This is a genomic window from Pseudomonas sp. 01L34 (assembly GCF_056400265.1).
The window spans coordinates 444,397-456,164 of sequence record NZ_JBFTSX010000003.1 but is presented as its reverse complement, the minus strand read 5'-3'; the positions used below and the strand labels follow the sequence as shown (position 1 = coordinate 456,164).

General features: G+C 60.7%; 10 protein-coding genes. 7 read left to right on the top strand and 3 right to left on the bottom strand.

What is annotated here, in order from left to right; translation table 11 throughout:
• Positions 1-1,158, bottom strand: a complete 1,158-nt coding sequence (argE, locus tag AC1DQM_RS10660; RefSeq protein WP_064621029.1) for an acetylornithine deacetylase — start codon at positions 1,156-1,158, stop codon at positions 1-3.
• A 177-nt stretch (positions 1,159-1,335) separates the two neighbouring features.
• On the opposite strand from argE, the gene AC1DQM_RS10655 reads away from it, so the two are divergent.
• Entirely contained in the window at positions 1,336-2,703 is a 1,368-nt protein-coding gene (locus AC1DQM_RS10655; protein WP_138866473.1) for a CYTH domain-containing protein, read from the top strand.
• A gap of 120 nt (positions 2,704-2,823) precedes the next feature.
• On the opposite strand, the gene AC1DQM_RS10650 is transcribed toward AC1DQM_RS10655, so the two are convergent.
• Positions 2,824-3,294 carry an Lrp/AsnC family transcriptional regulator gene (locus AC1DQM_RS10650; protein ID WP_018927598.1) on the bottom strand — a complete coding sequence of 157 codons (471 nt, stop codon included), beginning with the start codon at positions 3,292-3,294 and terminating at the stop codon, positions 2,824-2,826.
• Positions 3,295-3,420: 126 nt separating this feature from the next.
• Between AC1DQM_RS10650 and AC1DQM_RS10645 the strand changes: the two genes are divergently transcribed.
• The 5 genes from AC1DQM_RS10645 to AC1DQM_RS10625 all read left to right on the top strand — a co-directional run bounded on the left by AC1DQM_RS10645 (position 3,421) and on the right by AC1DQM_RS10625 (position 7,499).
• Positions 3,421-3,759 carry a hypothetical protein gene (locus tag AC1DQM_RS10645; protein ID WP_477746147.1) on the top strand — a complete coding sequence of 113 codons (339 nt, stop codon included), beginning with the start codon at positions 3,421-3,423 and terminating at the stop codon, positions 3,757-3,759.
• A gap of 103 nt (positions 3,760-3,862) precedes the next feature.
• The gene (tfpB, locus tag AC1DQM_RS10640; RefSeq protein ID WP_028939117.1) at positions 3,863-5,647 is read left to right on the top strand and encodes a type IV pilus assembly ATPase TfpB; all 1,785 of its coding nucleotides are present in this window, start codon (positions 3,863-3,865) and stop codon (positions 5,645-5,647) included.
• Positions 5,648-5,746: 99 nt separating this feature from the next.
• On the top strand, positions 5,747-6,661 hold the full coding sequence (locus AC1DQM_RS10635; protein ID WP_007940374.1) for an SPFH domain-containing protein: 915 nt from the start codon (positions 5,747-5,749) through the stop codon (positions 6,659-6,661).
• Between the two features lie 11 nt (positions 6,662-6,672).
• Complete coding sequence (locus tag AC1DQM_RS10630) at positions 6,673-7,110, top strand: NfeD family protein (protein ID WP_477746146.1); 438 nt, start codon at positions 6,673-6,675, stop codon at positions 7,108-7,110.
• A gap of 68 nt (positions 7,111-7,178) precedes the next feature.
• Positions 7,179-7,499, top strand: coding sequence for a DUF2388 domain-containing protein (locus tag AC1DQM_RS10625; protein WP_018927594.1), 321 nt, complete (start codon positions 7,179-7,181; stop codon positions 7,497-7,499).
• Positions 7,500-7,575: 76 nt separating this feature from the next.
• Here AC1DQM_RS10625 and gcvP read toward each other — a convergent pair whose 3' ends face one another.
• Positions 7,576-10,449 (bottom strand): aminomethyl-transferring glycine dehydrogenase, encoded by a 2,874-nt coding sequence (gcvP, locus tag AC1DQM_RS10620; protein WP_477746145.1) that lies wholly within the window; start codon positions 10,447-10,449, stop codon positions 7,576-7,578.
• Positions 10,450-10,602: 153 nt separating this feature from the next.
• On the opposite strand from gcvP, the gene AC1DQM_RS10615 reads away from it, so the two are divergent.
• The gene (locus AC1DQM_RS10615) at positions 10,603-11,742 is read left to right on the top strand and encodes a DegT/DnrJ/EryC1/StrS family aminotransferase (protein ID WP_477746144.1); all 1,140 of its coding nucleotides are present in this window, start codon (positions 10,603-10,605) and stop codon (positions 11,740-11,742) included.
• Positions 11,743-11,768 lie beyond the last annotated feature (26 nt).

Sequence of the window (11,768 nt, the reverse complement as noted above, 5' to 3'; positions counted from 1 at the left end):
TTATACGAGCGACGCCGGCGTCAGGCAGTAATGTTCGATCAGTTGACGTAATAGATGCACGGTAGGCTGCAAACGTGACATTTCGAGGTATTCCCCCGGTTGGTGGGCGCAGGCGATATCGCCGGGGCCCAAGACCAGTGTTTCACAGCCAAGGCGCTGAAGATAAGGCGCTTCTGTGCCGAACGCCACTGCTTCGGCGCGATGGCCGGTGAGCTTTTCGGCGACCCTCACCAATTCCGAGTCTTCGGCCTGCTCGAATGGCGGCACTTCGGGGAACAATGGCGCGTAATCGATCTTCACCTGGTGCCGTGCGGCAATAGGGTTGAGCTTCTGCAAAATCGCCGCGCGCAGGGCACTGGGGTCCATGCCCGGCAGCGGACGCAAGTCAAATTCCAGCGAGCACTGGCCGCAGATGCGGTTGGGGTTATCGCCACCGTGAATGCAGCCGAAATTCATCGTCGGCTGCGGCACACTGAACTGCGGATTACGAAATTCCCGCTGCCACGCCAGACGCAAGCCGCGCAGTTCGCCGATGGCATCGTGCATGGCTTCAAGGGCGCTATGGCCCAGGCTCGGGTCCGAGGAGTGACCGCTCTGACCGAGGATATCGATGCGCTCCATCATCACGCCTTTGTGCAGACGGATCGGTTTCAACCCCGTCGGCTCGCCAATCACCGCCGCACGACCTAGTGGTCGCCCGGCTTCGGCCAAGGCACGCGCACCCGACATCGAGCTTTCTTCATCGCAGGTCGCAAGAATCAGCAAGGGTTGCTTGAATGGTTGGTCGAGCAAGGGTTTGACGGCTTCGATGGCCAGGGCAAAAAAGCCCTTCATGTCGCAACTGCCCAGGCCGACCCAACGGCCGTCCACTTCCGTCAGTTTCAGCGGGTCGGTCTGCCACAACGCCGCGTCGTACGGCACCGTATCGCTATGACCGGCCAGCACCAGGCCGCCGGGACCGGAACCGAAACTGGCCAGCAGGTTGAACTTGCCGGGGCTGACCTGCTGGATGTCGCAGGCAAAACCCAGCTCCCCGAGCCATGTCGCCAACAAGTCGATGACCGGCCGATTGGTTTGATCCAGATTCGGTTGGGTACAGCTGACGGACGGCGCGGCGATCAGCGCAGCGAACTGATCTTTCATGGACGGCAAAGGCATCGCTGACTCCCAACTCCCGAATTGAAGTCCATCATAGAGCCATCCGGCGACAGGAATAAACCGTCGCGGCCGTCACCAAGCGTCAACAGACCCTACAACCCTTGAGTCCTGTACACTGCACGACCTTGGCAGCCACACATTTCCCCGGCTGCGCTCCCGATCCTGGATTTTCCGGCCATGCAGAAAGAAACCGAAATCAAACTCCGCGTCAGCCGCGAAACCCTCGCCGCCCTGCGCGAGCACCCGTTACTGAAGAAACGCAACAAAAGTGGCTGGGAACGCCGTGAGTTGATGAACCAGTACTTCGACACGCCCGAGCGCGACCTGGCCCGCGCCAAGGTTGCCCTGCGCCTGCGCCGCGATGGCGAAGAAGTGATTCAGACCCTCAAGACCCGTGGCCAGAGCGTCGCCGGTCTGTCCGAACGTCACGAGTACGACTGGCACCTGCCCAAAGCCAAACTCGACGTGAAGAAGCTCGACGGCGAATGCTGGCCCGAGCAGTTGGCCGAACTGGACAAGAAAACCCTGAAAGCCATCTTCACCACCGATTTCGTGCGTGAACGCGCGGAAATCGCCTGGGGCCGTGGCAAGACCAAAGTGGTCATCGAAGCCGCGCTGGACCTGGGCCACGTGGTGGTCGGCAAGCAGAAAGAAGAAATCTGCGAGCTGGAACTGGAACTGCGCGAAGGCGAGCCGGCCGCACTGCTGGAACTGGCCGCCGAACTGGCCGCGACCCTGCCGCTGATGCCATGCGACATCAGCAAGGCCGAACGCGGTTATCGCCTGTTCGACGCCAACAGCTACTCGCTGAGCTTGCCGGCGCCGCAGATCACCGCCGAAATGCCACTGGACGATGCGTTCGCCGCCTTGTGCTGGCATTTGCTTGGCAGCAGCCAGCGCCTGGCCGAGCAATATCGCTTTAATGGCCACTGGCGCCTGCTGCAGGACTGGGTCGAAAACCTCGCTGAAATGCGCGCGCTGATCAGTAGCCTCGGTCAAGCCGCGCCGCGTCAGTCGACTCACGATCTGCGGGTCGCGCTGGATGCCTTGCTGGAAGACTGGCGCCCGCTGGTACAGGCCGGCCTGGACGACGAAGACGTGCGCAAAGCCGCGCCGGAGCAGTTCCTCGAAGAGCTGGAAGATCCGCGTTGGGGCCTGTTCTCGCTGAACACTTCGCGCTGGTTGCTGGCCCGTACCTGGGCTGCCGATCGCAACACCCGTGGCAATCGCCAGGGCGCCGCGCAACTGGGCAGCTGGCTGCCACGCCTTCTGGGCGAAGAAGCCAACTCGCTGCAACTGCAGCGTTACCAGCAACAGCCGGAAGACCTGGCCGAACAACTGCCGCGCATCGAGCGTATCCAGGCCTGGCTGCACCACGCCCGTAGCGTGCTGGACATCCCGGAAATGGATCGCCTGTACGGTGAGCTGAAACAGCTTGCCCTGCTAGCTAACGAGCCGATCACCGATGAGTCGCTGGATGCGCGTAAGCAGCAGGCGATTGCGGTGTATCAGAATCGTGCCTGGAAGACCCTGCTGCGTCTGTAACACCCTGTGGCGAGGGGGCTTGCCCCCGTTCGGCTGCGAAGCAGTCGCAAAGCTTTTGGGGCCGCTTCGCGACCCAACGGGGGCAAGCCCCCTCGCCACAAAAAACCTCTACCGCAACAATCAACGTAACACCGGCAAACTCGTCGTGGATTTGATTTCCGACAAAGCCACGATCGAGTTGACCTCCTGTATCCCCGGCACCATCGACAGTTTCTCGAAGAAGAAACGCTCATAAGCCTCGATGTCTGCCGTGACGATCCGCAACAAGAAATCCACCGATCCCATCAGCACATAACATTCCAGCACTTCGGGAAAACCGCGAATCGCTTCGGTGAACTCAGTGAAGTTCGAGCGCCCGTGGGCGTTGAGTTTGATCTCGGCGAAGATTTGCGTGTTGAGGCCGATTTTCTTTCGGTCAAGCAACGTCACCTGACCGCGAATGATCCCCTCCTCCTTCATCCGCTGAATCCGCCGCCAGCAGGGCGACTGCGAGAGTCCCACCTGTTCGGCGATCTGCGCGCTGGAGAGCGAAGCGTCCTCTTGCAGCAACGCGAGAATCTTGCGGTCGTAGCCATCCAGCTCGCTATGCATAGAAAAACCTGAAATTAATATGATCTTGAATTGATCTATTCGATAAATCGTCAACAAGCCCAATCATAGATAAGAAATACCCCACACCGAATGTAAAAATTCCTCCAATGATTTTGGAGCCTGACCATGCCGCCCCTCGAAGCCGTGAACACCGCGCCCGCCCGCGCCGATGTCTGGAACGTCAGCAACACCCACTGCCGCGTTCAATACCAACTGCTGGCCGAGGCCGAGCCGGATCTGCTGTGCCGCGCGCTCAATCTGTTCGCCTTGCAGTTTCTGACGCCGCAGCAGGTCAACGTGCAGCGCCTGGACGATCTGCTATCGATCGACATCGTCATGGACGGCCTGAGCTGGCACCGAGCCCAGGTGATCGCGGAAAAGCTGCGTAACCTGATCAGCGTCTGCTCGGTGAATCTGCAAGCGGCCGATTCGGCGTGGCAGGAGCCGGCGCAGGCAGTGGGCTGACCCCCTCCCCTGAAAAAACCCGACACGTGTTGGTCGGGTAGTGGCCCAACGGTCTGCGGGTGCCCAGCTATCCTTTGCGAACGGTTGTTCATAAGGAGCCCGCATGTCCGTTCAACTTGCCACTCAGGACCGCTGGCTGGACCTTAACGATTTGCTGCGTGAACTGGTCGCCCAGGGCTTTGTCAGCCAGGACTCGGCCGAACACGCACTCAACGCCCGCCGCCGTCATGCCACCAATGCTCAGCAACATCCGCTGGAGTTCATCGCCAGCCAACACCTGGACGACCTCAGCCGTCCCGGTAAACACCTCGATCTGGAAAGCCTGACGCTGTGGCTGTCCCAGCAGGCCGGCCAGCCTTACTTGCGCATCGACCCACTGAAAATCAACGTCGCCGCCATTACGCCGCTGATGTCCTATGCCTTCGCCCAGCGCCACAAGATTCTGGCGGTGGCCATCGACCGCGATGCCGTCACCGTGGCCAGCGCCCAGCCCTTCGTCAGCGGCTGGGAAGTCGACCTGACCCACGTATTGAAACTGCCGATCAAGCGCGTGGTGGCCAACCCGGTGGATATCCAGCGCTTCAGCGTGGAGTTTTTCCGCCTGGCTAAATCGGTCACCGGCGCCACCAACGCCGATCAGAAGACAAGCAACCTGGGCAACTTCGAACAATTGCTCAACCTCGGCGCCAGCGACCAGGAGCCGGACGCCAACGATGCACACATCGTCAACATCGTCGATTGGCTGTTCCAATACGCGTTCCAGCAGCGGGCCAGCGATATCCACATCGAACCCCGGCGCGAGCAAGGCACGGTGCGCTTTCGCATCGACGGCGTGCTGCACAACGTCTATCAATTCCCGCCGCAGGTGACCATGGCCATCGTCAGCCGCCTGAAAAGCCTGGGGCGGATGAACGTTGCGGAAAAACGCAAACCCCAGGACGGCCGGGTCAAGACCAAGACCCCGGACGGCGGCGAAGTCGAGCTGCGGTTGTCGACATTACCGACAGCGTTCGGCGAGAAGATGGTGATGCGGATCTTCGACCCGGAAGTGCTGCTCAAGGACTTCGATCAACTGGGTTTTTCCGCCGAGGACCTGCGCCGCTGGCAAGACATGATCCGCCAGCCCAATGGCATCATTCTGGTGACCGGGCCAACCGGTTCGGGCAAGACCACCACGCTGTACACCACCCTCAAAAAACTGGCGACGCCGGAGGTCAACCTCTGCACCATTGAAGACCCGATCGAAATGGTCGAACCGGCGTTCAACCAGATGCAGGTCCAGCACAACATCGACCTGACCTTTGCCGCCGGCGTGCGCGCGCTGATGCGACAAGACCCGGACATCATCATGATCGGCGAGATCCGCGACCTCGAAACCGCCGAGATGGCAATTCAGGCGGCACTCACCGGGCACCTGGTGCTGTCGACATTGCACACCAACGATGCCCCGAGTGCCATCAGCCGCCTGCTGGAACTCGGCGTGCCGCATTACCTGATCAAGGCCACGGTGCTCGGGGTCATGGCCCAGCGCCTGGTGCGTACGTTATGCCCTCACTGCAAGGCCCCCTTGACGTTGGGCGAAGACGACTGGCAAACCCTGACCCGGCCTTGGCAAGCGCCACTGCCGACCAATGCCCAGCGCGCCATCGGTTGCCTGGAATGCCGCGAAACCGGCTATCGCGGTCGCGCCGGGGTTTACGAAATCATGCAGCTTACGGATGGCATCAAAGCGCTGATCAACCCCGACACCGACTTGCTGGCGGTCCGGCGTCAGGCGTTCAAGGAAGGCATGCGCAGTTTGCGGTTGTCGGGGGCGCAGAAAGTGGCGGCGGGGTTGACCACGATTGAAGAGGTGTTGCGGGTGACACCGCAGAGTGAGCAGAAATAGGTTACAGATTGCGCTCGGATACTTCCCCCAAGTCGCATCCAAACCTTTTGCCCTACACTCTGGTCATCGCAACTCAATCCAGACTGGACAGGGACCGTTATGAGCATTGCACTGATTCTCTTCGTCGCGCTGGTCGTGGCCATTCTTTTCATGGGTTTCAAAGTGGTGCCCCAAGGGTTTGAATGGACGGTCGAACGCTTCGGCCGTTACACCAACACCCTCAAGCCAGGCCTGAGCATCATCATTCCGGTGATGGACCGCATCGGCCGCAAGATCAACGTGATGGAAAGCGTGCTGGACATTCCGCCCCAGGAAGTCATCACCGCCGACAACGCCACCGTGCAGATCGACGCTGTGTGCTTCTTCCAGGTGGTCAATACTGCCCAGGCCGCCTACGAGGTGAACAACCTCGAACATGCCGTGCGCAATTTGCTGCAAACCAATATCCGCACCGTGCTCGGGTCCATGGAGCTGGACGCGATGCTCAGCCAGCGCGACAACATCAACGAAAAACTGCTGCGCACCGTCGACGAAGCCACGGCGCCGTGGGGCATCAAGATCACCCGGATCGAGATCAAGGACATCAGCCCTCCCGCCGACCTGATGGCCGCCATGTCCGGCCAGATGAAAGCCGAGCGGATCAAGCGCGCACAGATTCTGGAAGCCGAAGGTTTGCGCGCTTCGGCGATCCTCACCGCCGAAGGCAAGAAGCAGGCGCAGATTCTCGAAGCCGAGGGCAGTCGTCAGGCGGCGTTCCTCGAAGCCGAGGCCCGGGAACGTCAGGCCCAGGCCGAAGCCCAGGCCACCAAAGTGGTGTCCGAAGCCATCGCCGGCGGTAACGTGCAGGCGGTCAACTACTTCGTCGCACAGAAGTACATTGATGCCTTGGGCAAACTGGCCTCGGCCAACAACAGCAAAGTGATCCTGATGCCGCTCGAAGCCGGTTCGATGATTGGTGCAGTCGGCGGCATCGGCGAAATCGTCAAGGCCACCTTCGACGGCAAGAAAGGCTGAGGTCGCCGCCCATGGAACTGTTCTCGTTCTGGAGCTGGCTGGCCCTCGGTGCGCTGTTGCTGATCCTCGAGGTGTTCGGTGCCGGCGGTTATCTGCTGTGGATCGGCATGGCAGCCGCCGCCGTCGGCGTGCTGAAGTTCCTGATACCGGGTTTACCCTGGGAATGGCAGGTGCTGTTGTTTGCCGTTTTTTCGATCCTCACCGCCCTGTACTGGTGGAGACGTCAGCGCAGTGTGGTGCGGGCCAGCGATCAGCCGAACCTGAACCTGCGAGGGCAAGAGCTGATCGGCAAGGTGTTCGTGGTCACTGAAGCGATTGTCGATGGCCGCGGCAAGATCAAGGTCGCCGACGGTGTGTGGATGGCCCGAGGGCCTGAAGCCGCGTCCGGCAGCCGTGTTCGGGTGATCGGGCAACAAGGGGCGATTTTACTGGTGGAGCGGGCCGACTAACGTCACGGAACTCGATTGGGTTATTGGCAATCAAAGGCCGCAGTTAAAACCCAGTGGAGTCACCTTTTATGCGTCTCAAACTTGCTGTCGCTACCGTCGCCGTGTTGTCCCTTCAAGTCGGTTCGGCGATGGCTGATGACAGCTTTTTGCGTAACGTCCTTACTTCCGGTGCCACCACCGGTACGTCCTACCTGACCTCCAGGGATCACAAGCTGATCGTCGCCGCCCAGGACGACGCCGGTAGCTTTGTCGCCAGTGACGGCGCTATTCGCGGCCCCTATCTGGAAGCCGCCATGCAGAAAGTCCGCGCTGAAAACCCTGGCCTGCAAGCCACGGACATGGAACTGGCGAACGCCATCCTGGCGAAGAATGCCATCGCCTCGAAGTAAGGTTCGTTGCTGAACAAAAAATGCCGCTCTAAATGAGCGGCATTTTTTCACCCCTGATTTGTCGGGGCGAGTGACTTCAGCGGTATTCATCCACCGGCACACACGCGCAAAACAGGTTGCGATCGCCGTAGACATTGTCCACACGGTTCACCACCGGCCAGTACTTATGGGCCTTGGTGTGTGCATCCGGCGTCACCGCCTGCTCGATGCTGTACGGCCGCTCCCAGACACCGGTGATGTCGGCCAGGGTATGCGGCGAACGCTTCAGCGGGTTGTCCTCCGCCGGCCAGTTGCCGTTCTGCACCTCGTTGATTTCCGCGCGAATGCTCAGCATCGCATCGATAAAACGGTCCAGTTCCGCCTTCGATTCACTCTCGGTCGGTTCGACCATCAACGTCCCCGGCACCGGGAATGACATGGTCGGCGCATGGAAGCCGTAGTCCATCAGGCGTTTGGCAACGTCTTCTTCGCTGATCCCGGTCAGCACCTTGAGCGGACGCAAGTCGAGGATACATTCGTGGGCCACGCGCTCGTTGCGCCCGGTGTAAAGCACCGGGAACGCCCCGGACAAATGCTGCGCCAGGTAATTCGCGGCGAGGATCGCCACCTCACTCGCATCCGCCAGTTGCGGCCCCATCATCGCGATGTACATCCAGCTGATCGGCAGAATGCTTGCACTGCCCCAAGGGGCTGCGCTTACCGCACCATTCCCCGGCAGCGGGCCATCGATCGGCACCACCGGGTGATTGGCGACAAACGGCGCCAAGTGCGCCCGGACACCAATCGGGCCCATCCCCGGCCCCCCACCGCCGTGGGGAATACAGAACGTCTTGTGCAGGTTCATGTGCGACACGTCGGCGCCGATGTCTGCCGGCCGCGCCAACCCGACTTGCGCGTTGAGGTTGGCGCCATCCATGTATACCTGACCGCCATGGCGGTGGATAACTTCACAGATCTCGCTGATGCCTTCCTCGTAGACCCCATGGGTCGAAGGATAAGTCGCCATCAGGCAGGCGAGTTTGTCCCCCGCCTCGATGGCCTTTTCTTTCAGGTCTTCCAGATCGACATTACCCGCCTCGTCGCACTCGACGATCACTACCCGCATCCCGGCCATTTGCGCCGAGGCCGGGTTGGTGCCGTGGGCCGAAGACGGGATCAGGCAGATATCCCGCGCGCCCTGATGACGACTCTCGTGATATTTACGGATCGCCAGCAACCCGGCGTATTCGCCCTGGGCGCCCGAGTTGGGCTGCATGCAGATCGCATCGAAACCGGTGATTGCGCAGAGCCAGCGTTCCAGTTCCTCGATCATCAAGGAATAACCCACCACCTGCTCTTTCGGCACGAACGGGTGCAGGTTGGCGAACTGCGGCCAGGTGATCGGGATCATCTCGCTGGTGGCATTGAGCTTCATGGTGCAGGATCCCAGCGGGATCATCGACTGATTGAGCGCCAGGTCTTTGTTTTCCAGCTGCTTCAAGTAACGCAGCATTTCGGTTTCGCTGTGATGGGCGTTGAACACCGGATGACGCAGATAAGGCGTACTGCGCTGCAATCCTGCAGGAATGCCGGACGCCAGGGTCTCAGCATCCAGTTCCTCGACGTTGAGCCCATGGTCGGCACCGAGAAATACATCGAACAGCTTCGCCACGGTGCCTTCGTCACAGGTTTCATCGAGGCTCAGGCCCAACCGCCCGCGACCGAGAATGCGCAAGTTGATCTGCGCCGCTTGGGCACTTTCGATGATCGCGGTCTGAGTGCCACCGACCTCCAGGGTCAGGGTGTCGAAGAACTGTTGGTTCACACGTGTAACGCCATGGCGTTCCAGACCGGCGGCGAGGATGCAGGTCAGCCGATGGACACGCTGGGCAATATTTTTGAGCCCTTCCGGGCCATGGTAGACCGCATAGAAACTGGCGATATTGGCCAGCAGCACCTGGGCGGTGCAGATATTCGAGTTGGCCTTCTCCCGGCGAATGTGTTGCTCGCGGGTTTGCAGGGCCATGCGCAGGGCGACATTGCCGCGAGCATCTTTCGACACGCCGATGATCCGCCCGGGAATCGCGCGTTTGTACTCGTCGCGGCTGGCAAAAAACGCCGCGTGCGGGCCGCCGTACCCCATGGGCACGCCGAAGCGCTGGGATGAACCGAACACCACATCGGCGCCCAACTCTCCCGGCGGAGTCAGCAACAACAGGCTGAGCAGGTCGGTGGCGACGCAGGCCAAGGCTTGCTGGGCATGCAGATGATCGATCAGCGGACGCAGGTCGCGAATTTCGCCATGGGTGTCGGGATATTGCAGCAACGCGCCGAACACTTGATGCTGCTTCAAGTTATCCACAGCGTCGATGACCAGGTCGAAACCGAACCCTTCGGCCCGGGTCTGCACCACGGAAATCGTCTGCGGGTGACAGTTTTCGTCGACGAAGAACAGATTGCTTCTGGACTTGGCGACACGCTTGGCCAGCGCCATGGCCTCGGCGGCCGCCGTGGCTTCATCCAGCAGCGAGGCGTTGGCCAGTTCCAGGCCGGTCAGGTCGATGGTCAGCTGTTGGAAATTCAACAGCGCTTCGAGCCGGCCTTGGGCAATCTCCGGTTGGTAAGGCGTGTAAGCGGTGTACCAACCGGGATTTTCCAGCACGTTGCGCAGGATGACGGCTGGCGTGAGGGTGCCGTGATACCCCATGCCGATCAGGCTGGTCCAGACCTGGTTCTGTTCGGCGTAGCCGCGCAGTTTGGCCAGTGCGGCTACCTCATCGAGGGCCGGCGGCAGGTCCAGCGGTCGGTTCAGGCGGATTCCCGGCGGCACCGTCTGCTCGATCAACTCGACGCGGCTGCCAAGGCCCAGGCTGTCGAGCATCGCCTGCTGCTCGGCGGCATCGGGCCCGAGGTGGCGGCGCAGGAAGGTATTGGGGTCGCGTAACTGGCTCAGGGACGGCAACTGGGACATGACGGGCTCTCTCATGACTGGCGCTCAGCGTCGATGCAACTCGGTCAAAGCAGCATAGCAGTCGATACCGGCACGGATGGCGTGGCGCTGTCGGTCAATCCGGATCATTATGCTCGGCGCCTACAAACGTTCGCTGATCGGGTATCCACATTTATGAGCCAACTGTCTTTCCTGCCCTTCTCCAAACCCACCATCGATGAAGCCACGATTGCCGCTGTCGGCGATGTGCTGCGCTCGGGCTGGATTACCAGCGGCCCCAAGGTGCAGGCTTTTGAAGCGCAACTCTCGGAATATTTCGGCGGGCGCCCAGTGCGTACGTTCAATTCCGGCACCTGCACCATGGAGATCGCATTGCGAATTGCCGGCGTCGGACCGGGTGATGAAGTGATCACCACGCCGATTTCCTGGGTGGCCACCGCCAACGTGATTCTGGAAGTTGGCGCCACGCCGGTGTTTGCCGACATCGACCCAGTCACCCGCAATATAGACCTGACGCAGCTTGAAGCAGCGATTACCCCACGCACCAAAGCCATCATCCCGGTGTTTCTCGCGGGACTGCCCATGGACATGACGCGCCTTTACGCGATTGCAAAAAAGCATGGTTTGCGAGTGGTGGAAGATGCCGCCCAAGCATTGGGTTCGAGCTGGAACGGCCAGCGAATCGGTGCGACTGGCGATTTCGTGTCCTTCAGTTTCCAGGCGAACAAGAACGTCACCTGTTCAGAAGGCGGTTGCCTGGTACTGAACAACGCCGAGGAAGCGCGGCTGGCGGAAAAGTACCGCTTGCAGGGCGTCACCCGCAGCGGTTTCGACGGGCTGGAGGTTGATGTGCTGGGCGGCAAGTTCAACATGACCGATGTCGCGGCAGCCATTGGCCTGGGGCAGTTTGCCCACATCGAAGCGATCACCGCTCATCGTCGTGAGCTGGCCAAACATTACTTCGCTTGCTTCGGCGAGGACTTCGAAGCGCAGTACGGTGCTCAACTGCCCCCGGCGGATTTCGAGAACAGCAATTGGCATTTGTTCCAACTGGTGCTCCCGGAACGCCAGGATGGCAAACCGGCACGGGCCACTTTCATGGAGCAGATGCAGGCACTGGGAGTGGGTATCGGCTATCACTACCCGCCGATCCACCTGCTGAGTCTTTACCGCGAACGCGGGTTCAAGGAAGGCATGTTCCCGGTCGCCGAACGGGTCGGACGACTGATCGTCTCGCTGCCGATGTTCACGGCCATGGATAAAGCGGATGTCGAGCGTTCGGTGGCTGCGGTGAAAGCCGTGTTGCGGACTTGATTCGGCCTTTGCAGGAGCTGCCGAAG